A 22,041-nucleotide genomic window follows, 5' to 3' on the forward strand; every position below is an offset into this window, starting at 1 on the left:
AGAGGCTGTCAAACAAGTCACACCATTGAATTAATTATGACTTTTTGGGCTCGTCAGTTTTAGGTTCTTGACGGAAACATTCAACCAACATTTGATATAATTCGGGATGTTTCTTTTTAAGCAAGCTCGGGCGTTCAAAAAAATACTCTGAAGCAACGGCAAAGAATTCAGCTTGATTAGTGCCTCCGTATTTTCTGATATCAGAGTGGTTATCATTTATCGCTTCCATTTCTTTATGGATTAAGTTTAACCAAGGTATGGCATATTGATGTTCCAATAGCCGTTCTGGCACACCGTCTGTTCTATCGTCCAACTTATCTATAAGATGTACGAATTCGTGTATGCCAGTATTACTTTTATCGGTTGTATTATTAAAGCCGTGATACAATGCTTTTTTAGAAAGTATCATCTGTTTCTCGAATCTTCCATTACCAACTATTCCACCAATATTCCGTGAGTTATCCTTACTGCTGAATTGCATATCCTCATTAAAATTATCTGGATATAAAAGGATGCCACTTAAATTTGTGTAGTGCCATTCCTTGAAGCCAAAAACTGGAATGACGGCACTTGCTGCAATTAAAACCTTATCCAACTCTTCCAGTTCAAACTGCACAGCATCGATATAGACCTCACTTAAAAATAGCATCATTTTTTGCTGAAAAAGAAGCTGCCTATCTTTTGAAAGGTTTCTATAAAACAGCACATTATCCATTAATAATTTATGCCAATGCTCTGGAAATGGCTTTACGCTTTGGCGTTTGGCTTTTCTATAAAAATGAACAGCAAAGAGAATAATCACAACCGAAATTAAAATATAAACCATATTAAAAGAAAGGTTTTAATCTACAGGTTCTGCTTTAAATCCCACTTTTTGCAAAGTTGCCTTTACATCTTCTTCGGTTGCACCATCGCTCTCAATAGTAAGGATTTTATCAGGATTAGCGGTATCCACCTCCCAACTTTCTACACCTTCTTGTTTGTTTAAAAAAGGGGTTACTTTTGATACACACCCACCGCAGTTGATATTTGTTTTGAATTTTAGAGTCTTCATAATTTTGAATTTATAGTTTACATTAAAGCTTTATCCGTTTTAATCTGAGGCTATTGGCAACCACGGACACGCTACTAAATGCCATTGCCGCCCCTGCAATCATTGGGTCCAATAAAAATCCATTTACTGGATACAAAACTCCTGCTGCAATTGGAATACCAATGATGTTATAAATGAATGCCCAGAACAAGTTCTGACGTACGCCCAACACGGTTCTTTTTGATAGTTCCAATGCTTTTGGGATAGATTGTAAATCTGATGTTATCAAGGTCATTTTTGCAACATCCATTGCTATATCCGAACCTTTACCCATTGCAATACTAACATTGGCTTGCGCCAACGCGTGCGAATCGTTGATACCATCGCCTACCATTGCGACAATTTTTCCCTCCACCTGTAATTCTTCAACAAAAGCCGCTTTGTCGGAAGGCATTACTTCGCCTTGATAATTTGTTATTCCTACCTGATGTGCCACGGCAGAAGCCGTTTTATTGTTATCTCCCGTGAGCATATAGACCTCGATGCCTCTTTCTTGAAGCGTAGCTATGGCTTTTTTTGAAGTTTCTTTAATCTTGTCCGCGATGGCCAGTATCGCTAGCACTTGATTTTCGTTACCAAAGAATATGACTGTTTTTGCCTTTTCTTCGAGACTTTCTGCCGTTTGCATTAAAGTAGCGTCGATTTGAATATTCTTTTCGACCATTAGTTTATGGTTGCCCACATAATATTTTGAACCATTCTGCTGTTGCGCCTTTACACCTTTTCCGGTAATGCTTTCGAAGGAAGTAATTTCTGCTTGTTCAATATTTTCCTCTTTCAAATGATTAACGACTGCTTCTGCCAAAGGATGTTCCGATTGTGCTTCGATAGCCAAGAGAACTTCCTTGTATTTATTTTGATTTTCAAGGGTATCCTTCCAAAGTATATCGGTTACCAATGGTTTTCCTTCCGTAATCGTACCCGTTTTATCGAGGATGACTGCATTTACTTTATGGCCAAGCTCTAAACTTTCTGCATCCTTTATCAAAATATTGTTTTCGGCTCCCTTGCCGATACCCACCATTATGGCGGTAGGCGTTGCCAAGCCCAAGGCACAGGGACAAGCGATGACCAATACGGCTACAGAAGTTAATAAGGCTTGTGAGAAGGCATTATCGCCTCCTATTGACATCCAGACCATGAAGGTTACAATGGAAATGCCCAATACCACAGGAACGAAAATACCGGCAATTTTATCGACCAGTTTTTGAACTGGTGCTTTACTCCCTTGCGCTTGCTGAACCATTTTAATAATTTGTGAAAGCAAGGTTTCTCCACCTACTTTTTCAGCGGTAAATTGAAAGCTCCCTTTTTGATTAACGGTACCAGCGAATACCTTTTCCTCTTGGGATTTTTGAACTGGAACAGGTTCTCCAGTAATCATACTTTCATCTACATACGAGCTTCCCTTGGAAACTTCGCCATCCACAGGAATCTTTTCTCCGGGACGTACCAAAATGGTCTGACCTACCTGTACGGATGCAATAGGAATTTCCTTTTCTTCCCCATTCTCAATAATTTTAAGGGTTTTAGGCTGAAGGCCCATCAGCTTTTTGATGGCTGAAGAGGTATTTGATTTTGCCTTTTCTTCCAATAGTTTCCCCAAGGAAATAAAGGTAATAATCACAGTAGCCGCTTCGTAATACACGTGAGGCTCGATGCCACGACTCAACCAAAATTCAGGAAAGAAAGTATTGAACATACTAAAGAGGAAGGCGATTCCGGTGCTCAACGCCACCAAGGTATCCATATTTGCTTTTCCGTGTTTGGCCTGCTTGAACGCATTGATAAAAAAGCTACGCCCAAACCAAAAAAGAATGGGAAAGGCCAATACCAAAGAAATCCATTTGCCAGGTTCCCATTGCATATAGAACATTCCCAACACGAAAATGGGTAGCGTAAGTATAGCCGACCAGATGGTACGGTTTTTTATGTCCTGATAATACTTCTGTTGAAGTTCTTGTTGTATTCCTGAAGGGTCTTCAGCATCTATAATAATATCATAACCGACCTGTCTTAAGGCATTTTGCAATTGTTCTTCGGTAGTGGCTTCGTCGTAATCCACCAATACCGAACTGTTGGCAAAGTTAACTTGCGCGTCGTTCACACCTTCGGTATGTGAGAGTATAGATTCAACACTAGATGCACATGCCGCACAGGTCATCCCTGTTACTGGGAAGGATTTTAGTATTCCTTTTTTAGTATTCCTTTTTTTGGTTTCAAATATGTTGATTGCCTCCATAAATCCATTCTTATTTGTACACTACAAATTTCAGGATTTAATGATTTTAATGTGTTACGTAATAAGCCGAATGATTTGCAGAATTTTCACTTATCTTAGATTTAAGTATATGAAGAGTAATTCAGCAACAATTTTCATTAAGCTGTATTGAAGGACATTTTACTGAACCAAAACTACAATAGACACAACAATCTCCCTCGTTTGGTCTTAATACTTCTTTACAATTCTCACACTCGTAAAAGAATTGGCAAGCGTTTGTCGGCATATCTTCTACTTTTTTGTATCCACAATTTGGACAGGTAATTTCTGATTTTAATTGAATCTCCATTAGTTTTTTCTGTCTGTTACTTTATAACCTGTTGAATTAATTGCCTTTTCAATAGCTGCTTTAGAGGTTTTAGACTTATCAAACTCTACGACGGTACTTCCCTGTTCATAGGAAGGGGTTACATTTATAATGCCGTCCAATTCATTTACAGCGTGTTTTATGCTTTCTTCACAGCCAGCACAGGTCATTCCTTGAATAGTAAAGTTTATGATTTGAATATCAGATTGGCTTACAATGACCACTTCTTTTTTATTGTCCGGATAAAAAATGGTTGAATAATATGGAAATGCAATAGCAATGACAGCGAACAATGTAATAACGATTAAGAACCCTTTGGTTTGATACCATTTTGGTTTTGCATCAACTTCGCAACAATCATCTTCTTTTTGAGGTTTTAAGTAAGCATACCAGGCATAACCAATTGCTACAACGGCCAAACCGATTAAATAGGGTCTAAAAGGTTCCATCCATGATAGTGCTGATGCGCTACCACCCACTCCTGCAATTAGCGCAATAACTGGTGGTATGCAACAGGATGATGCCGCAACCGCAGCGAACAAACCTGTATAAGCTGCGTTTTTTGATGTCTTTTCTGCTTTCATATCGTTTCTAAAACTTTGTTTTTATCAAGTATTTCAAAGAAAGGATTCAACAATATTGAATATTCAGGGGTTAGCGAGTAAAAAATGGTTTGAGCATCTCTTTCGGTATCCAATAAATTTCTGTCCTTCATTTTTCTCAGATGTTGAGAGATGGCAGAAATATTCATTCCGAGAATATCGCTTAAGTCGCAAACACAAAGTCGTTTCTCCTCAAAGAGTAAGTAAAGTATCTTAAGTCTTACACTATTACCAACCAATGAAAGTCCATTTGCTAAATAATCAAATGTTTCGTTTAGTTCTGAAACTGTTTCTTTACAACGGTTTACCTGTTTAATATCCGCTTGCTGTCTTATACAAGAATTATTTTCCATAAAACAAAGTTACAATTATTTCTTATTTAAGCAAATGCTAAAATAAATATAAAATGATAAAGAAGTTAACAGCATTATGTTCCTTTTGTTTTGGTTTATGTGTGGGTAAAAAATTAAAGTGCCAAAATGTGCATCTGTTTTTTTTAGTTTGCAGGTAAAGATATTAGTGGCTTCACAGTTAATTGTCTTTTAAAACTACAAAACAGAAAATTCTGTGTGGTGTTAGATGGTGTTAAGTGGTCCTCAGTTATACATTGAATTTTGTCAAATCCTTTTTTTAATTCTGATGTTAATTCCTCTTCATTGTATTGTTTTATATCAAGTCCGCTACATTTTTTTGGTCCGTTTTGTGAAAAGGTTCCTATTATTAAATAACCACTTACAAATTTTGTCGCTATCTTAATATATTTTTTAATCTGTTCATCCGTAGTAAGAAAATGAAAAGTTGCTCTGTCGTGCCAGACATCATAAGACGGATGAGGTTCAAATTCAGTAATGTCGCTCACAATCCAATTTACTTTACTCGCCTTTTCCCCCAGTCTTTTTTTAGCTTTTGCAATTGCTTTTTCTGAAATATCAAGCACAGTAATATTATTATACCCTTCTTCAAGTAAATAGTCAACAAGCTTACTGTCGCCACCACCAATGTCTATAATTTTTGCGTTTTTGTTTAGTTCGAACGAATGTATAAACTCCAGCGAAGTTTTTGGTATTTCTTGCGTCCAACTTACTTGGTCTGGATTTTTAGTTTCATAAACTGTTTCCCAATGTTTCTTTCTGTCTAATTTCATTTTGATATCTAAATTCAGTTTAATGGTAACTCATTATATTATCTATTGATTAAAAATATCCCTCTAAGACTAGTAAAAACATCTTAAATCTCATCCAAGGATTTTCGGTTTTTGTCCACAGACTTCTTGAATTGTGTGGGTGTCATTCCTGTTACTTTTTTGAATTGGAAAAGTTGTCAATTTATTCTCTTTGAAACCACTTTCACAACTTCATTTAAAAGCACTTCTGTATCTAATATTTTAAAGTATTAGATACTTCTTTTTCAGACATTGTAGAAATAAGTTTGTTAGAACCTTCTAACAAATAGATGTTTCTGATGGATGCAGGATATTCCGGATAATCTTTTAGAAGAATGTACTTTTCAAATTCGGCTAAAACACCTACTCGAAAGTATAAACCTCGTTTACAGATTCTGTAACCCTAAAATACCCAAAAGCGTAATTTTCTGGGTTTTCTGGATTTATATAATTACCTCTTAGTCTTGTTGGCACGGTTGCAAAGGGATCTCCTGCATTATCGCCTTGCTCAATTAATCTATTCAAAAAATTGTAATATTGTTCGGATACACCAAATATATTAATATCTACTTCATCTCCTGGTAAAATCTCATCTTCTGCATCTGCCTCATCTTCTTCATATAAAAGAGACATTTCATTACCATTTGTAAACTCATCAGACATTATTTCTCTTGTGGGAAGCAGATCCTCTCCTTCTAAAAAGGTGATGTAATAAAAATTCACTTCATTTGCCGGATCGTCAAAATAGATGGTTAGGTCCAGTTCTTCTTCATCTGAACCACCTTCACGAGATTGTTCAATTCTATTTATTTCAGAAACAGAAATTAAGGTTTCTTGAGCAGTATATGTTTCGTTGTTGTAAATTACCTCTAAATTGTATGTATTGTTAATTATAGGCACAAAGTTTGTAGTTGTATAGCTGCCATCTTGTTGATCATTAAAGATAAAAACGTCTCCATTTGTAGTATTTTCAACTATTACGGATGCTCCACTTACAGGGTTTGGTGCTGTATCATAATAAGGTGTGGAAAGACTTAGCTTTATGGTCTGATTATTTCCTAAAGTCCCTTTTTCCCAATCTAAAGATGCCTCAATAACTAATCTTGGAGATTCGGTTGGTACAGTTAGGTCTATGGGCTCTGTACAAGAAAAAATAATGGCACTTAATCCTATAAGGCTTAATACTTTAATCTTGTTTTCTATTTTAAATATATTTATTATGTACTTCATGATTCTTAAAATTTAAAGTTATAGCTTACGGAAGGAATTATACCAAATATTGTAGTCCTCAAGGCCTCGTTTACTCCAGTATTATAGTTTTGGTTAAATGATATGGAGGCTGCATTTTGCCTATTGTAAAGATTGTAAATGCTAAAAACCCACTCACCTTTCCACTGTTTATTAGGTTTGCGGTTGGGTTTATAGGTCGCTGAAATGTCTAATCTATGATAAGCAGGTAATCTGTCGGCATTTCTTTCATTAAAAATCACAACAGAGGAGCCCTCATATTCAAATTGTCCAACAGGATAAGTTACAGGACGACCGGTTTGGTAAATTGCATTTGCACTAAATGTCCATTTATCGGTTAATTTATAGACTCCTGTAATAGAAATATCGTGTGTACGATCAAAAGGGGCATTGTACCAATTGCCATTATTAATTCCAGGACCTCCGGCATTTCCTCCAAAAGAACGCTGCTCGGATTTAGCTAAAGTATATGAAATCCACCCTGTATAGCGACCTTTGTTTTTTCTAAACAACAATTCAAGTCCATAGGCTCTGGCCTCACCATTTAAAATTTCGGTTTCGATATTATTGTTTCCTATTAAGCTTGCCCCATCAATATAATCAATACGGTTTTGGGTAGTTTTATAATAGGTTTCTGCTTCAAATGAATATGCGTTATTATTAAATTTTTTATAGTAACCAAAAGCATATTGGTTAGATAATTGCGGTTTTACATATGTTCCGCTAGTTGTCCAAACGTCTAAAGGAGTCACCGACGCTGTATTAGACAGTAAATGCAAATATTGTGCTGTGCGAGTGTAACTTCCCTTTATGGACGAGTTGTCTGTTAATACATAGGACAAGCCTAATCGTGGTTCTAAATTTCCAAATTTTTCAATAGTCTGTCCTTTTGAGTAATCTGTTTCTCCAATGGCTTCTCCTTCTTGGTAAATACCCAACTCTTGATTGTAAATTACAGGTTGATTATTAGTGTAATTTGTAATAGACTGCCCTCCTAAGCGGCTAAACGTGCTATAGCGCAAACCATATCTTGCAGTAAGCTTATCTGTAATTTTATGTTCTGCACTCACGTAAAGCCCTCCTTCAAAAGCCCTTTTTTGGTCTAATGTTAATGGATTAATAGGAGAGGTTGGGGTCGTTGGCGTAATTTCTCCAGGATTGAGATTATATGAGATGCCACTTGCTCCAAAATCTATTTTTAGTTTATCGCTTGCATAATATCCAAAATCGTATTTTAGGTTATAATTTGTTATGTCAGATATCCAATCTAATTGATCAAAGTCCAGTATTATCTGATAGTCATATTTACTATATATAAGCGATAGGTTAGAAAACAACTTATCATTGAAAACATGATTCCACCTAAGATTTGCAGAAATGTTTCCGTAATTACTGTCTATTAGATTTACAATATTAAAAACATCTCGCCCAAAATAACTTGATAGGTATATCTTATTGTTTTCATTAATTTCATAATTGGTTTTTAGGTTTATATCGTAAAAACTAATATTACTATTTCCAAGATCGTCTAGCAAACCCGAAAAGAGCTGTGCATAAGTTGTTCTTCCGGCTAATAGAAAAGAGCCTTTCTTTTTAAACAATGGTGCCTCAACAGCGAGCCTACTTGAAATTAGCCCAATACCCCCATTGAGTTCGAGTCTTTTATTGTTACCCTCTTTTTGTCTTACATCTAATACAGAAGCTGTTCTCCCTCCAAATTTTGCGGGTATATCACCTTTGTACAGTTTTACATTTTTAATTGCATCATTATTAAAAACAGAAAATAATCCAAAAAAGTGAGATGTATTGTAAATAATAGCTTCGTCTAAAAGCACCAGGTTTTGATCCACTGCTCCCCCTCTTACATTAAACCCGGCAGAACCTTCTCCATTATTTGTAACTCCTGGCAAAAGCTGGATGGTTTTTATAAGATCTACTTCGCCCATTACAGCTGGAGCTATTTTTATTGTTGATGCGCTTAAAGTGGTAACTCCCATTTGAGGTTTTCGAATGTTTAGTCTTTTTGAGTCTTCTGTTGATGTAATAACAACTTCGTCTAATGTGTTTAGAGCTTCTGTAATTTCAATGTTTAATTTTATATCTTTAACAAGCGATATTTTTTCTTGTACCTCTTTGTATCCCAGAGACGAAATAACCAAAGTATATTCTCCTTTTGGAGCTGTTAGAGAGTAAAAGCCATACTCGTTTGTTGTGGTTCCTATTGTTGTACCTTTAAGGTATACTGCTATACCAAATACTGTTTCACCATTTGTTTTGTCGCTAATTGTCCCACGCAAGGTAAATTCTTCTTGGGCAAATAGGGTGCTGTTAATTAAAATAAAAAATAATGATAAAAATGATTTCTTGAATAATTGATTTGAATACTCCATGTATAATTTGATTGTTTTAAAATAGATTATTTTGCTTTGCCTATACTGTCCAAAGGTTTGCCCTTGGCTGTGATGCAAGCCAGCTTTTAAAGACTATATTAGGTTATGATTACCATATTACTGGATCTGCTGCGTTGTAGATTTATTAGCGATTGATCTCATCCAATAATTTTTGTTTTTTTACAATCTTTAATACTATGTAAATCATTGTTGAAGCCAAAGCACCATAAAACCAGAATTCAAATTCAATAGCCTTTCCTTTTACCATTTTGCCTGTAAAACTAAAAACCCAAAATATTAGAAACACGGCTGCTAAACCGTTTTTCTCTTTTTTTAATGCCTTTTTTATGCTAAAGGGATATTTGGCTTTTTGATAATATTTAAATGAGGGTATAAATGCAGGTGTGTTTTTTGCCCAATCCAGATAAGTGTCACCAAATTTTTGTATTAAAAAACTTTCTTCGGCATACATGATACGTTCATAATAAAATGCATATAACAAAATGAAGGCTATCACAAACCAAGTGTTATTAGTGAGCATTGCCACGCCTAGCCACATAAAAAAATTACCCAAATATAAAGGATGCCTAACTATTGAATAGATGCCTGTTGTGTTCAGCTGTTCAGCAATTTGCCCTTCTTTTGTATTTCTTCCAGATGTGTTTTTAGGTGTATGAGCCACCGTGACCACTCTTATATATAAGCCAAATAAACTAATGCTAAGCCAGATGTAGTTAAATAGTTCCGGTATCCGATTGTCTATTATTTTATTTTGATATTCAGAATGGATAAATACCGATAGACCGATAACCAAAATAATCAATGGTAAATAACTTCTATTTTTAAATAAAAAGTCACCTTGTGTTTTCAATTCTTCTTGTAGTGCCATGCTTTTAAGGATTTAATTACCCAAAGAACGAGATATCAATATACAAGATTATTTGCCAGTTGTCCAGAATGCTTATTCTGCACCTATTCTCTTTTTTTCAGCAATAGAATTCTTAAACTGTGTTGGTGTTATTCCCTTGATCTTCTTGAAAGTAGCATTAAAAGTGGACTTGGAACTAAAGCCAACTTCTGTTGCAATCCCCAAAAGGGTAAAATGGCCATGTTGTTCGTTTTCCAGGTTTTTTACAAACGCTTCAACCCTATATTCATTTACAAAATCCTGAAAACTTTTCTCTAAATGCAAGTTTAGAACTTCAGAAATATACTGTCTTGGAATGCCTAATTCTTGAGATAATTTATGGATAGACAATTTTTGGTCTCTATATAATGCTTTACGTTGCATGGCATCCAACAACGCTGTTTTGTAGTTTTTAACTTGCTCTTTATTTAATTTTGAACCTTTGTATTTAGTTGGTTTGGATATTGGCAATAATTCTTTAGGCCAAATAATTAAATAATAGGTCATGCTATAGAAAAGAAAAGCATATATGAGTAGAAGATAACTTTGGTATTGCACACTTTCTGATACGGCTATTGTTTTATATTCAGCCAACTCGGTCACTTCATTAAAGTAATTAAACCCCATGAGCAGCACTATTGGTATTGTGAGGTATAAAATCCAATACTTTGATTTATTCTTAAACAAATCAAAAATGATATATACTAAATATCCCAAAAATGCAAAATCTATTAATTCTTCAGCAGCTTCAACAAACATGGTTTCTTCACCCTGATATAGCTCAATAGATTCCATAATAAAGTAAAGAATATTTGGTAAAAAGAACAATAAATCTTTTTTATTGAAATGTGTTTTTTCCGTTTTATAATACTTAAAGAATAGTAATAAAAAAGTAATGAACAAAGTACTATCAGAAAGAAGCCAGTCTGCTCCTTCTTGAAAAAGATTATTGCTATCATCACCAATTATGAATAAAAGAATAGAAATAATACTTCCAACAAATAACCAGAATGTTGGTGTCTTATATTTACTACCCTTATGAAATAAAACAAGCAGTATAAAGACCCCTTGTATAACAGCTATTATTTGTACAGTTTTTAACATCTTTAAAGAAATATAAAATAATTTAGATTTGGTTTTTCATTGGTCCAATTTAAAATGCCCTCTATGGCAAAACCATGGAGGGCATCCATTTTGTGGTAAAGAAAAGTGCGACTTAATTTAGATTTACTCGATTGTTACATTAAAGGGTGCTGCAATGTCTGTATTGCCACCGGCATCATCAAGCCCCGTATTTGGTTTAGTAGGCAGATGTCTCAATGTAAAGGTCAATACCCCTGAACTTGCTGCCCCAGCCGTAAGCGTAAATTCTGTACCTAAGGGATTACCGTTGACGTCAAAATTGCCATACTCCGTTGTCACATCGAGACCGCCAGCAGTAGTATAGAAAAACTGATGGTCTACATCTTCTTGTTCTATTTCTACGGTAACGTTTTCAGGCGGACTCACTGTTTCATTAAGAATTACAATACTACCATTGTACGTAACTCCAGCACTTAGGTTGCCCGAAACGGTAACGACTGGCGGCTCTGGGCCATCGTCATCCAAATCCCGAGTCTGTAAAGTAATGGGTGTGCCTCCTCCATCGGGTTCAAGTGTCACCGTGAAAGTGGTTAATGGTTCTTCTTCATTTACTGGTTCTGGCGCATCATCGTCATTTGAACACGATACGAACAAAACGGTTGCAAAAATTGCAGTGGCTAAAAATTTTACGTTTTTCATCTGTTTTTGGTTTAAAAAATTAATAATTGAGTTTGAATTAAAAAGTTTTGCATTCATTGTATTTTGATTTCAAAGGTTAATAATTGAATTTGAGATTTAATAAAAAGTTCCTGCCCAAATCGTCTGCGTAAAAGCGCAGGCGATTCAGGTAATTTCTATAGGGTGTATTAAATAGGTTTGTAATGCCAAAACCTATCGTGAGTACTGATTTTTCAGTGGTCTTAAAATCAATACTAGAATTAAAATTGATTAAATGAAATGCATCAGGTGGTGTGCTCACGTCAACAACTTCCATCGTTTGGGTTACTGGTAAGAACACTTCAAAATTGTTATCTGGAAATTCGTTTTGACGAAATACATACTCGCTTTGTAGTGCCAACCTTATATTCTTAAAGTTTGGGTTTTGATATACAATTTCGTTTTTTGTGTTTATGGGTGGTATGTTTATCAAGGGCTCATCCCTTTTACTGTCGTATCCCTTTACGAGAGAAAATTGGTGGTTTAAGCGAAGGTTTGGGGCAAAGGCGTAAGAGGCATCAAAATCTACCCCTAAAAGTTGGGCATCTGTCTGCCTGTATTCCCAAACTTGAAAGCTACCTCGTATGGTTTGTTGGATTTCTACAGGTTCTATAATCATAAAGTCTTTGATAATATTTATAAAAGGACTTATTGAAAAACTGAACTTTTCATTTTCCCGCTGAAAGGTCAATGCGATTTTATTTCCGATTTCTGAATTGAAACTTAAATCGCCCAACTCGATGCGAGAGGCAGATTGATGTAAGCCCTCGCTAAAAAGTTCGGAAGGGTTCGGTGCACGAGATGCCAGTGAATAGTTGAAAAACAGTTTATATTCATCGCTAAAAGAGTATGTGGCACCCAACGTTGCCGAAGCGTTGTAAAAATTAAGTTGTGGATTGGTTAAAATCTGATTGGTCAATTCTTCGACTATAATTTCAGGGAAGAGTTCTCCGTAATTACGTGATTCCCAAAAGGACGTTCGGTAAAATTTGAAAACGTCCATATATGTGAAATCAAAACGTCCACCAGCTTCTAAAAGAAACTTGTCGTTTAACCTATAATCTGCTATGGCATATATCCCAAAATCATATTTGTCATAATCAGGTATCAACCTTCGTACTCCCGTATTGGGGTCAGCAAAGTTGTTTTGATACCTTGCCATTAAACCAGTTTTTAGGTTTACTGCATCGGTTAAGTGCGAATCTAAATCGAGCATCAATGTGTGTGTGTCCAATTGCAAATCCAATGAAGCCTTATCCCTATCCGCACCACGCCTGATATCAAATTCCAAACGGTTATTACGCTGAAAATCATATTGTAGGCTCACTTTTCCGAAACCGTCGAACCTCTTAAAACCTTTTATTCGTGCCAAATGGTGCGTGACATCTTGTTTTGGTGCAGCGATATCGTAGGTAAAGTCATTTATTCTTAAAGGCCTAGCACTATTTAATGCCATAACTAGGTCTTGAATACCACCCAAATGAGATGCCCTTAAAATGCCAATTTCATTTTTAAAAAGTGAATAATATGCCTCTACACCATAATCAAATTGATTTAAACCTACCTTTAAAGACAGGTTACGCTCAAAAGTTCCCGTGTTACTCAACACATAATCAGGTGCCTCAAAATCACCAAAACGTTTTAATGTTCCTTGCAACGTTGCGTGCCATCCGCTTTGATAGCTTTTGGTCAATTGCGAAGTCAGGGAAGCACCACGACCGTTGCTTGCTCCTGTTAGTAAGGTCTTACCGTAAATACTATCTTTAACGGGAACTTTTGAAGCTTCGGCAACTATTACACCTCCCACGGCGTCTCCGCTATATTGTAATGCTCCTGCTCCTTTAATCAACGTTAGGTTTCCTGCGGAATTGATATCCACATTTGGGGCGTGCTCTGCTCCCCATTCTTGGTCTTCCATCCTAACACCATTGTTGATGATGACAACACGACTACTGTGAAGTCCATTAATTAAAGGTTTTACAACTGTATTTCCTGTGTTGAGGGAAGATACACCGCTCAAGCTATTTAACGCGTCACCGAGTGTGCCGCTGCTAAAACGCTCCAATTTATCTTTTGAGATTGTGTTTTCCTGTATTGTTTTCGTTTTATTACCGTAAGCTTTCCCCCTAACGGTAACTTGGTTCAATTCTTCTAAATGATGCTCCAGTTTAAAGTTCTTGACCGTGTTGCCAGATACCTTAATGGTAAACCCTTTGGTTAGGCAATAGGGGTGCGAAACCTGTATGTTATACGTATCATTACAGAGATTTCTAATTATAAATTTTCCGTAGAGGTTTGTAACCACAGCTTGTTCAGAACCAGCAACAATAAGTGTTGCGCCTACAAGCAGAGACCCATCGTGCAGGTCTGTTACTGTGCCGGAAAGGGTGTTGTCACAATTTTGTGAAAAAGATGTGATACTGTTCAATAGCAGTATCAATAATGCATACTTGCGCATATAAATTCTTAATTAAAATAAAACGTATCAGTTAATTTGTCTATTAAGAAAAAAATGGGGGTGCGCGTAGTTGTTTATTGGTTATTTTAAGGGAATGGAACTGTAATAACGTTAAGGTTTCATCAACCTTTACAAAAATTATAGGTAATAATAAATCAGTGTATTTAGCTATATCGTAGTTGAGGGATGTAAAAAGAAAACTACATATTTCACATTTTGAAATGGATTTATGAATATGTGTGACCTTTTTTGTACAGGTGATATTTTCGTGGCCTTCGAGTGTATGAAAAAACTGAATGGCAGAAGGTGTCATTAATGCTACAAAGAGCACTAATGCAACTATACTTTTACCAATCTGTTTTTTATAATTCACTGTTCTTTCTTTATGTTATAATGTACAAGTTGTAAATTGTCACGTAAGTTGACCATATATCTTATTCTTTCATAAAAGAATTTATTAAACATCGTCCAAAGATTTTAGGTTTTTGTCCACAGACTTCTTAAACTGTGTAGGTGTCATTCCTGTAACTTTTTTAAACTGATTACTCAAATAGGCTACACTACTATAATGTAGTTGAAAAGCTATCTCACTCAAGGTCAATTCATCGTAAACAATCAGTTCTTTAATACGTTCAATTTTTTGGTTGATAATGTATTGCTCAAACGTGACACTTTCTACTGATGAGAATAGGGAACTTAAATATTTGTAATCCAGTTTGAGCTCGCCACTTATAACATCTGCCCATTTTTCATCGGTTTCTTCATTGGAATGATGTATTTTTTCAACTACTAAATTCTTCATTTGCTCAATAAGCTGTGATTTACGGTCATTAATTATATTAAAACCAGACCCTTGAAGTTTTCTGGCTAACGCTTCTCTTTGTGATTCGTTAAGTTTTGAAATCAATTCTACTTCACCCAACTTAATAGCCTTGAAGTCAAGATTTAAATCTGACAAAATTTGCGATACTGTCGATATGCATCTCGGACATACCATATTTTTTATGTGAATAATTGAACTCATTTTTTTTAAAATAGATTTACTCCTGCTTTTGAAAGTGAATAATAATATGCGGCTACAGCAGCAATTATAAATATGGTAACTATAGCCAGTATGCAAATGATTTTATCTTTTCGAGAAACATCATTTTTAGACTGTCGCTTGTTCTTTTTTGCTCTTCTTCTATTTCGTCTACTTTCATTCATCATTATTCTTCTACTTTTTTAAAGCTAAAGAACTTCAAAAAACCTATACAAATCGTGTGTTAAAATCGTATTTTATTCTATAGTCTCTTTTACTTCACCACAGGTTAACATTGCTTCTCCGTAATATGGGTTACGAATTTCTTTTTCTAAACTCAACCAATAGGCTCCCTTATTATTATCTGCCATAGGGCAAAACTCACTATATACTGTTTGGTTAATCCCAAAAAGCCTTACGCTACTTATCATATGTGCAGAAAGATGTTTAAAATGTCCTCTTTGCGCCGCTATGTTCGAATTTTTCTCAATAGCACTGGCAGAGTTTTTTAATTCTTTTTGTATGGTCATCCAATGGTTATGTGCTTCGTTATCGGGCAACAATTTCATATCTACTTTTGCTAAATTCTTTCCTATGTTTTTTGCAACTGTTTGTGCTTCTTCAGAGTTGTCATTAACAAGAGCATCTTTCAATAGAATATAATCATCAAAAACTTCCTTTAATTGATTTTGAAATTTATTGGGAACTTCGATTCTTTTATTCATCTCTGAATGGTTAGCCTCTTCCTTTTTATCTCCGGAACCATTGTCTTGCATACCTAGATGCCCTTCGTGCCCAGTTGTTGTTTTACCTCCTTCGGTGTTCATCATAGATTTTTTACCCTGTAATTGGGCCGCTGCATCTACTGTAAATGTTCCATTAGTCACCACTTCATCTCCATTTTCAAGACCTTCTAATATTGTATAATTAGTGCCATTGGTATTACCTAAAAGAACTTCTCTCATTTCAAAAACAGACTCATTTGGCTTTGTTTTAATATAAACCACAGAGCGTTCACCTGTCCACATTACAGCAGTAGCAGGAACCGTAACCGTACTTTTAGAACTCGATTGAATCCCTTCAACTTTACCTTCAACAAACATTCCTGGTTTAAACTTATCTTTTTTATTGTTGAGCACTGCTCTTACAACGATAGTTCTGGTTGTTGAATTCAGTAATGGGTCTATGAAAGAAATCTTTGCATCAAAAACCTCATTGCGGTATGCATTTGTAGTAACCTTAATAGATTGACCTTCTTTTAGCAAAGCAATTTGATTTTCATAGGCATCAAATTCTGCCCAAACCGTATTGAAATTGGCTATTTTATAAAGAGGTTGTCCTTGTTTTACGTAGTCACCTTCTTCTACCATTTTATGAGTTACCGTGCCTGAAACTGTTGCAAATACGGGAAAGTACTCTTGTACTTTTCCAGCAGATTCAATAGCGTTTATTTGCTTTTCTGAAAGTTTCCAAAGTTTAAGTTTGTTTCTAACAGCTTTATATAATTCTGGCTGCGATTCTTTTAGGGATGAAGCCGTAAGCAATTCTTGCTGTGCAGCAACTAATTCTGGTGAGTAAATAGTTGCTAGACGCTGTCCAGCACCTACACGTTCTCCCGTAGAATTAACGTATAGTTTTTCAATTCTTCCGCCAAAATAAGTGACTTGTACTGCATTAGACTCTTCATTGGCCTTTATTTTACCTGATAACTTTAAAGAGTTATCTTCCATTTCTCCTTGTCCTACCACGGATGTTTGAATGTTAGCCAATGCTGTCGCATTGTCTGTCATTTTAATCTCATTTGCACTAAGACCATCTGCACCAGTTTCAGCTGGAATTAAATCCATTCCGCAAATGGGGCAATCTCCTGCTTCCGGTTGCATAATTTGCGGATGCATAGAGCAGGTCCACATTTGATTGGAAGCAATTTCTTCTGAATGATTATGGTTGTCCATAACCTCATTTGTTGCACTATCGGCAGAATCTCCACCAAAAATTAGAAAGCCGCCCAACAGGCCAACAATCAACGCAACACCTATATAAATGATGTTTTTATTCATAATATTTATTTTTTATTTTTTTTATTAATTTTTCTAATCGTTGGTGATGACGTATACCAAAGCAAGAATCCACTTAAAACGGTTATCAAACCTAAAAGTGAAAATGCTCTTAAAACAATGGTGTTGAAATTATCTCGTCCCTCATAGTCCATAGTATGCGTCATCCAAAGAAAATCGAACCATCGCCAATCTCGATGACGTACTGTTTGAAAAGCTCCATTTTCAATCGCCACATAAGCCTTAAGATTTTCATCGGTTTTATATGAAATCTCATAAGCTGGTAAAGGTCTTCCCCTATACTCGTGATGATTGCCTACGGATTCAATTCTCTGTATTTTGTCAAACTCTAAATCTGACAACATATAGCGTTCAGCTACTCTAATTGCTTCCTGTTGGGTAATTTCTTTCTTCTTAGCTCCTGAAACAGCGTTGTACAGATGCTCTTCATTTATCCAATAATAAGGTTTGTCATCAATTTCTAATAACTCTAAAGATTTTACATTCAACTCATTTTCCAACTCAGATAAACCAATCAAGTTCTTAAATGTAGCTTGTTCAGGAACGTCTTTTTTGAAATGGTCACCATGAATCTCATCAATGTCTGTCCAACTGAAATATAGACCACTAATAGTCCACATTAAGAATTGAATGCCGATGAAAAGGCCTAAATACCTATGTGTTTTTCTAATTTTTAGTGCTGTATGCCTATTTACCATATTACTGATTTACCTTAAAGTTGAACTTTATAGATACTTTCTCCCAACTCAATGAAATTGTACCTTCGTTATCATTAATCTTATTCACTTGATATGCCAAGTGTTCTGTTACTTCGTCTGAAATGATAGGCTTAACTTTGAAGCGCAAGACATCATCTTTTTTGTCGTATTCATCCTTTCCGTGTTGGTCCCAATTTGAATTAAAAATTATAGTCCATTCATCTTTTGATGGAATTGTGAAAAATCCATATTTGCCGGCAGGCAACATTTTACCATCAATAACTAAATCCTTATTCATTTCTACCCAGGTAGCCATATGAGCACCCGCCTGCCATACTTGGTCATAAGCCAACAATCCACCAAAAACGATTCTATTTCTTACTCCTGGTGATGAATAATCTATATGAATATGGGCATCGCCTATCATTGCCATTGTTGATGTATGTGGGCTTAAAGGTTTCTTTTTATCTGGTTGTGCAGAAGTTTCTGAAGCTTTTTCCTCAACAACTACCTCTTTCACTTCTTTCACCTCTTTTTTACAAGAGGCACCTAAAAAAGCGATAAGTAATACAGAAAGATGGATATATTTTTTCATTAGATTTTACTTTATATTTCTTGATGAAGAATGTGTTTTAATAATTTTCCATTTACCATCTATCTTCTTTAAAATTGATGTTGCCACTCCTTTTTTCTTTATGGTTCTAGAATTGCCCTTATCATCAGGGTTTAGAACGATGGTATAGATATAGGTTTCTGTTGTAAATGCATAAGGTGCATCTACTTGTACATCGATTTCATAATCTGAAAATGTAAAACTTTTAAAGTGCCCTAATTCTGGACCCAAATGATGCTCTATATAGTGGCTGTAAGTTCCTTCTACGCCTCCAGATTCAAACACTTTAGAGTCTTTTGTAAATAACTCGAATGTACCTTCTGTAGTAAGGTTTTGCAAGGCATCTTTGTATGATTTCATTACTTCAAGAACAGTTTCTTTCTCTGTTTCTAAATCTCTGTTTTGGCTATAGATTTGACTAGTTGCAAATAACAATAGCGTTAAGAATGCTGTAAGTTTTAGTGTTTTCATAATTTTGGTTTTATTAAGTTTTATTTATTGACGTGTATTCTATTTATGTTGGCTATACCAAATACGAGTACCAAAAAGCTTAAAAAAACTTCCATCATCACTAAAAGTTTTCCTGAAATAGTTAATGGTACTATATCTCCAAAACCAACAGATGAAAAAGTGATTAAGCTGAAGTATGTAAACTCAAAGAATTGCAAAAAAGAGGAACCATTGAGTACTGTAGCAATTTTAAAACTTTCTGAATTCAATACGTACAACGCTAGATAATCTGCCGAAAATGAAAGGACAATCAAAACAATTAATACGCCAAATAATGTTAGAACGTGCGTAAGCTGATGACTTTCCCCTATTATTTTACTTAATTGTATAAAAGTGAGCCTGACAATAAAAACTGTTTTAATCAGAGCCAAACCAACAATTAAAAACGGTAGGAATGAGCTATCCGAATTCTCATAAATCCAAAACAGATAACTCAATGACACAATAGTCACTACGCTAGTGGTAAACAATACTTTTTTAAAAAGCTGTTCGTAAAAGCCTGTGTTGTTTGATATTTTTGTTATGTTCTCCATACTCACTTTGGTTAATACTCTTAATCAAATAATTGAAGTGCCAATGCACCACCAATTATTAATATAAGTATTGCGTATACTATATAATTGAACCATTTTCTAACTACAGATTTCTCTGTTTTGTTATAGCAACCGTCCTTGCAGCAATCTTTCATTACACTACTCTAGTTAAATTAAATTATAATTTTGCTTCATTATTATTTTCTCTTTAAACAGCACCTGAAAATGAGAGTTAGACGCTATCCATCAATCAAAAAACAGGTTCTTCTCTCAAAATCAAGTGCATTTAATTAAACTTCTCTTTTTCAAAAGCTTATGTTTTGCCTGAAAAAGGAAGAGAGATACTATATTATAGGGGATTATTCTCTCTCCCTTGCACAGGCTGCTATTAACCAAATCAACTTTTCTTTTTCAGAAAATCCATTGTGCCTAATTAAGAGAAAGGGCCTCATAACCAACCAACTAAAAACATGCGCCCTTTCTCTTATTAGGACTTTTATTTTTGCCTGACCTGGGAAGGAACTAACACTAACCATCAACTATTTTTCCTTCCCACGACAGGACTTCTAACTATTCAGATATCCTTGTCATTTTATCATCTTATGTTAACTAATAAACCAGAAGAATGTATAAAGACATAAGGAAGGGATTATCTATTGAATAGTCTTTTGAACTTTCCCGCACTTAAGCATTTTACTTCCATAATATGGGTTTCTCACCTCTTCTTTTGTACTTAACCAAGAACTACCCTTATCGTACATTGGGCAAAACTGTTCATACAGCGTATTCTTAGTGCCAGTTATAGCTACCATATCCGTAATATCCTTACTTAATGTCTTAAAATGTTCTCTTTGATGGCCTATTTCACTTTTTGCAATATGCTCTGCGTGCTCTGTAGCATCTTCAATAATATCCGTCAATTCTTTTTGCTCTCCTGCGGTGTAATTTGACTTGTCAAATGCCTTTAGTGAAGCCGCCAATTTAGAACCTGCCTCAGCTGCTTTTTTAGAATCATCTGCTACCAATACATCCTTCAAGCTGAAATAATCACTTAAAATCGCTTCAGATTTCATATTCATCATTTTACTATGGCCCATTTTCTTACCATTTTTTTCCATTTTACCATGGTCATGATTATGCCCATCTTGTGCATAAGTGAAAGATACTGCTAACAATAGCATTGTTGCGATACTCATTTTTAAATTTTTCATTCTTTTCATTTTTAATTGTTCTTAATTATAAACTGTCTTTTAAATTTTCTATATACTTAACTAGCTGCTGGGTTTCTTCTTCTGAAAACTTTGCGTCTTTATGAATCAAAGTGTAAGAATCCAGAGGCATTTCGCCACTTTCAATCTGCTTAATAATGGATCTAAGTTTACTTGCTTTTCTTCTACTAGACAACGAATCCCATTCATTAAAATTCAATTCTGCCTTGCCTTCTTTTATATGGTCTTCCAGCAACCAGGCTACCGGTTGCACCTTGTTGTACCAAGGATATTTTGTGTTGTTACTGTGACAATCATAGCAAGAGACTTGTAATTTGTTCTTGATATCACTTGGGACATCATTTACCAACATAAAGTCGGTTTTTGGAACACCTTCACTTTGATTGCGTGTTGTGGGGATAAATTGAATCCCCACAAACACTACCAATAAAACTATCGCTATGATTTTTACTACTTTCATTTAGTTAATTTCTCGCTGTACTTTACCGCACTTCAGCATTTTGCTACCGTAATAAGGATTGCGGACTTCTTCCTTTGTACTTAACCACGCCGTACCGCCATCATACATAGGGCAGAACTGCTCGTAGAGTTTCATCTCTGTTCCTGTTATAGCAACCATATCTATTACATCCTTACTTAAAACTTTAAAGTGCTCTCGCTGATGTGCTATATCACTTTCAGAAATATGTTCTGCATGCTCCACAGCATCTTCGATGATATCTTTTAAATCTGCTTTTTGACTGTCTGAATAATTTGCTGAAATATCAAGACTCCCTAAAGATTTTGCTAAGGCTGCCCCGAGTTCTTTGGCTTTTAAATTATCATCTGCTACCAAGGCATCTTTAAGACTGAAATAGTCATCTAATACAGTTTGTGAATTGCCATTTCCACTCATTGCCATTTCCTTTTTCTCACCATCATGATGCCCATCGGAATTATCGTGGTTCATTTTTGAATGGTCTTCCTCAGTACTCGTTTCAGAATTGGTACTGCTTTCTGTTTTAGCATCTTTACAAGACACTGCTGTTAAGGTTACAAATGCTATTGCAACCACTCCAAATACTAATTTTAATTTGCTCATTTTTATTTGTTTAAAGTTTATCATTTATAG

General features: G+C 35.3%; 23 protein-coding genes. All 23 read right to left on the reverse strand.

What is annotated here, in order from left to right:
* Positions 1-34: 34 nt before the first annotated feature.
* The 23 genes from ACFSQJ_RS04620 to ACFSQJ_RS04730 all read right to left on the reverse strand — a co-directional run bounded on the left by ACFSQJ_RS04620 (position 35) and on the right by ACFSQJ_RS04730 (position 22,011).
* Positions 35-826 carry a M90 family metallopeptidase gene (locus tag ACFSQJ_RS04620; RefSeq protein WP_339337142.1) on the reverse strand — a complete coding sequence of 264 codons (792 nt, stop codon included), beginning with the start codon at positions 824-826 and terminating at the stop codon, positions 35-37.
* 15 nt (positions 827-841) lie between these two features.
* Positions 842-1,054 (reverse strand): heavy-metal-associated domain-containing protein, encoded by a 213-nt coding sequence (locus ACFSQJ_RS04625; RefSeq protein ID WP_047418647.1) that lies wholly within the window; start codon positions 1,052-1,054, stop codon positions 842-844.
* Positions 1,055-1,076: 22 nt separating this feature from the next.
* Entirely contained in the window at positions 1,077-3,335 is a 2,259-nt protein-coding gene (locus ACFSQJ_RS04630; protein WP_339337143.1) for a heavy metal translocating P-type ATPase, read from the reverse strand.
* 121 nt (positions 3,336-3,456) lie between these two features.
* Positions 3,457-3,663, reverse strand: coding sequence for a GDCCVxC domain-containing (seleno)protein (locus tag ACFSQJ_RS04635; RefSeq protein ID WP_339337144.1), 207 nt, complete (start codon positions 3,661-3,663; stop codon positions 3,457-3,459).
* Positions 3,663-4,265: a mercuric transport protein MerTP gene (gene merTP / locus ACFSQJ_RS04640; RefSeq protein WP_339337145.1), complete on the reverse strand. Its 603-nt coding sequence runs from the start codon at positions 4,263-4,265 to the stop codon at positions 3,663-3,665. Before merTP ends, ACFSQJ_RS04635 begins: the two co-directional genes overlap by 1 nt.
* A complete protein-coding gene (locus tag ACFSQJ_RS04645; protein ID WP_339337146.1) occupies positions 4,262-4,636 on the reverse strand; it encodes an ArsR/SmtB family transcription factor in 375 nt (124 codons plus the stop codon). The genes merTP and ACFSQJ_RS04645 overlap by 4 nt, the downstream gene beginning before the upstream one ends.
* 143 nt (positions 4,637-4,779) lie before the next feature.
* On the reverse strand, positions 4,780-5,427 hold the full coding sequence (locus ACFSQJ_RS04650) for a class I SAM-dependent methyltransferase (RefSeq protein WP_339337147.1): 648 nt from the start codon (positions 5,425-5,427) through the stop codon (positions 4,780-4,782).
* 381 nt (positions 5,428-5,808) lie between these two features.
* A complete protein-coding gene (locus ACFSQJ_RS04655) occupies positions 5,809-6,675 on the reverse strand; it encodes a DUF4249 family protein (RefSeq protein WP_339337148.1) in 867 nt (288 codons plus the stop codon).
* A 5-nt stretch (positions 6,676-6,680) separates the two neighbouring features.
* On the reverse strand, positions 6,681-9,083 hold the full coding sequence (locus ACFSQJ_RS04660) for a TonB-dependent receptor (RefSeq protein ID WP_377765864.1): 2,403 nt from the start codon (positions 9,081-9,083) through the stop codon (positions 6,681-6,683).
* Between the two features lie 145 nt (positions 9,084-9,228).
* Positions 9,229-9,972 carry a methyltransferase family protein gene (locus ACFSQJ_RS04665; protein WP_377765865.1) on the reverse strand — a complete coding sequence of 248 codons (744 nt, stop codon included), beginning with the start codon at positions 9,970-9,972 and terminating at the stop codon, positions 9,229-9,231.
* Positions 9,973-10,044: 72 nt separating this feature from the next.
* A complete protein-coding gene (locus tag ACFSQJ_RS04670) occupies positions 10,045-11,094 on the reverse strand; it encodes a helix-turn-helix domain-containing protein (protein WP_377765866.1) in 1,050 nt (349 codons plus the stop codon).
* A gap of 123 nt (positions 11,095-11,217) precedes the next feature.
* Positions 11,218-11,772 (reverse strand): type 1 periplasmic binding fold superfamily protein, encoded by a 555-nt coding sequence (locus tag ACFSQJ_RS04675; protein WP_339337153.1) that lies wholly within the window; start codon positions 11,770-11,772, stop codon positions 11,218-11,220.
* Positions 11,773-11,848: 76 nt separating this feature from the next.
* Positions 11,849-14,248, reverse strand: coding sequence for a TonB-dependent receptor (locus ACFSQJ_RS04680; protein WP_339337154.1), 2,400 nt, complete (start codon positions 14,246-14,248; stop codon positions 11,849-11,851).
* Between the two features lie 457 nt (positions 14,249-14,705).
* Complete coding sequence (locus tag ACFSQJ_RS04685) at positions 14,706-15,272, reverse strand: helix-turn-helix domain-containing protein (protein WP_339337155.1); 567 nt, start codon at positions 15,270-15,272, stop codon at positions 14,706-14,708.
* A gap of 5 nt (positions 15,273-15,277) precedes the next feature.
* The gene (locus tag ACFSQJ_RS04690; RefSeq protein WP_377765867.1) at positions 15,278-15,457 is read right to left on the reverse strand and encodes a hypothetical protein; all 180 of its coding nucleotides are present in this window, start codon (positions 15,455-15,457) and stop codon (positions 15,278-15,280) included.
* Positions 15,458-15,526: 69 nt separating this feature from the next.
* Entirely contained in the window at positions 15,527-17,329 is a 1,803-nt protein-coding gene (locus ACFSQJ_RS04695) for an efflux RND transporter periplasmic adaptor subunit (RefSeq protein WP_377765868.1), read from the reverse strand.
* Between the two features lie 5 nt (positions 17,330-17,334).
* The gene (locus tag ACFSQJ_RS04700) at positions 17,335-18,045 is read right to left on the reverse strand and encodes a PepSY domain-containing protein (RefSeq protein ID WP_339337158.1); all 711 of its coding nucleotides are present in this window, start codon (positions 18,043-18,045) and stop codon (positions 17,335-17,337) included.
* 1 nt (position 18,046) lies between these two features.
* The gene (locus ACFSQJ_RS04705; RefSeq protein ID WP_377765869.1) at positions 18,047-18,640 is read right to left on the reverse strand and encodes a DUF2911 domain-containing protein; all 594 of its coding nucleotides are present in this window, start codon (positions 18,638-18,640) and stop codon (positions 18,047-18,049) included.
* Positions 18,641-18,646: 6 nt separating this feature from the next.
* On the reverse strand, positions 18,647-19,129 hold the full coding sequence (locus ACFSQJ_RS04710; RefSeq protein WP_089369714.1) for a YybH family protein: 483 nt from the start codon (positions 19,127-19,129) through the stop codon (positions 18,647-18,649).
* Between the two features lie 20 nt (positions 19,130-19,149).
* Positions 19,150-19,701 carry a potassium channel family protein gene (locus tag ACFSQJ_RS04715; RefSeq protein ID WP_339337160.1) on the reverse strand — a complete coding sequence of 184 codons (552 nt, stop codon included), beginning with the start codon at positions 19,699-19,701 and terminating at the stop codon, positions 19,150-19,152.
* A 653-nt stretch (positions 19,702-20,354) separates the two neighbouring features.
* Positions 20,355-20,912 carry a DUF3347 domain-containing protein gene (locus ACFSQJ_RS04720; protein ID WP_339337161.1) on the reverse strand — a complete coding sequence of 186 codons (558 nt, stop codon included), beginning with the start codon at positions 20,910-20,912 and terminating at the stop codon, positions 20,355-20,357.
* 25 nt (positions 20,913-20,937) lie between these two features.
* The gene (locus tag ACFSQJ_RS04725) at positions 20,938-21,390 is read right to left on the reverse strand and encodes a heme-binding domain-containing protein (protein ID WP_339337162.1); all 453 of its coding nucleotides are present in this window, start codon (positions 21,388-21,390) and stop codon (positions 20,938-20,940) included.
* Positions 21,391-22,011 (reverse strand): DUF3347 domain-containing protein, encoded by a 621-nt coding sequence (locus tag ACFSQJ_RS04730; RefSeq protein ID WP_377765870.1) that lies wholly within the window; start codon positions 22,009-22,011, stop codon positions 21,391-21,393.
* Positions 22,012-22,041 lie beyond the last annotated feature (30 nt).

The sequence above is a fragment of the Croceitalea marina genome (genome assembly GCF_042684265.1).
Lineage (GTDB): Bacteria > Bacteroidota > Bacteroidia > Flavobacteriales > Flavobacteriaceae > Croceitalea > Croceitalea marina.

Excerpts from the sequence above, each read along its gene's own strand:
- ACFSQJ_RS04715 (WP_339337160.1), bottom strand. The coding sequence starts at position 19,701 with ATGGAGAACATAACAAAAATATCAAACAACACAGGCTTTTACGAACAG.
- ACFSQJ_RS04675 (WP_339337153.1), bottom strand. The coding sequence starts at position 11,772 with ATGAAAAACGTAAAATTTTTAGCCACTGCAATTTTTGCAACCGTTTTG.
- ACFSQJ_RS04670 (WP_377765866.1), bottom strand. The coding sequence starts at position 11,094 with ATGTTAAAAACTGTACAAATAATAGCTGTTATACAAGGGGTCTTTATA.
- ACFSQJ_RS04695 (WP_377765868.1), bottom strand. The coding sequence starts at position 17,329 with ATGAATAAAAACATCATTTATATAGGTGTTGCGTTGATTGTTGGCCTG.
- ACFSQJ_RS04645 (WP_339337146.1), bottom strand. The coding sequence starts at position 4,636 with ATGGAAAATAATTCTTGTATAAGACAGCAAGCGGATATTAAACAGGTA.
- merTP (WP_339337145.1), bottom strand. The coding sequence starts at position 4,265 with ATGAAAGCAGAAAAGACATCAAAAAACGCAGCTTATACAGGTTTGTTC.
- ACFSQJ_RS04665 (WP_377765865.1), bottom strand. The coding sequence starts at position 9,972 with ATGGCACTACAAGAAGAATTGAAAACACAAGGTGACTTTTTATTTAAA.
- ACFSQJ_RS04655 (WP_339337148.1), bottom strand. The coding sequence starts at position 6,675 with ATGAAGTACATAATAAATATATTTAAAATAGAAAACAAGATTAAAGTA.
- ACFSQJ_RS04685 (WP_339337155.1), bottom strand. The coding sequence starts at position 15,272 with ATGAGTTCAATTATTCACATAAAAAATATGGTATGTCCGAGATGCATA.
- ACFSQJ_RS04720 (WP_339337161.1), bottom strand. The coding sequence starts at position 20,912 with ATGAAAAATTTAAAAATGAGTATCGCAACAATGCTATTGTTAGCAGTA.
- ACFSQJ_RS04630 (WP_339337143.1), bottom strand. The coding sequence starts at position 3,335 with ATGGAGGCAATCAACATATTTGAAACCAAAAAAAGGAATACTAAAAAA.
- ACFSQJ_RS04680 (WP_339337154.1), bottom strand. The coding sequence starts at position 14,248 with ATGCGCAAGTATGCATTATTGATACTGCTATTGAACAGTATCACATCT.
- ACFSQJ_RS04625 (WP_047418647.1), bottom strand. The coding sequence starts at position 1,054 with ATGAAGACTCTAAAATTCAAAACAAATATCAACTGCGGTGGGTGTGTA.
- ACFSQJ_RS04705 (WP_377765869.1), bottom strand. The coding sequence starts at position 18,640 with ATGAAAAAATATATCCATCTTTCTGTATTACTTATCGCTTTTTTAGGT.
- ACFSQJ_RS04660 (WP_377765864.1), bottom strand. The coding sequence starts at position 9,083 with ATGGAGTATTCAAATCAATTATTCAAGAAATCATTTTTATCATTATTT.
- ACFSQJ_RS04730 (WP_377765870.1), bottom strand. The coding sequence starts at position 22,011 with ATGAGCAAATTAAAATTAGTATTTGGAGTGGTTGCAATAGCATTTGTA.
- ACFSQJ_RS04710 (WP_089369714.1), bottom strand. The coding sequence starts at position 19,129 with ATGAAAACACTAAAACTTACAGCATTCTTAACGCTATTGTTATTTGCA.
- ACFSQJ_RS04635 (WP_339337144.1), bottom strand. The coding sequence starts at position 3,663 with ATGGAGATTCAATTAAAATCAGAAATTACCTGTCCAAATTGTGGATAC.
- ACFSQJ_RS04690 (WP_377765867.1), bottom strand. The coding sequence starts at position 15,457 with ATGATGAATGAAAGTAGACGAAATAGAAGAAGAGCAAAAAAGAACAAG.
- ACFSQJ_RS04620 (WP_339337142.1), bottom strand. The coding sequence starts at position 826 with ATGGTTTATATTTTAATTTCGGTTGTGATTATTCTCTTTGCTGTTCAT.
- ACFSQJ_RS04700 (WP_339337158.1), bottom strand. The coding sequence starts at position 18,045 with ATGGTAAATAGGCATACAGCACTAAAAATTAGAAAAACACATAGGTAT.
- ACFSQJ_RS04725 (WP_339337162.1), bottom strand. The coding sequence starts at position 21,390 with ATGAAAGTAGTAAAAATCATAGCGATAGTTTTATTGGTAGTGTTTGTG.
- ACFSQJ_RS04650 (WP_339337147.1), bottom strand. The coding sequence starts at position 5,427 with ATGAAATTAGACAGAAAGAAACATTGGGAAACAGTTTATGAAACTAAA.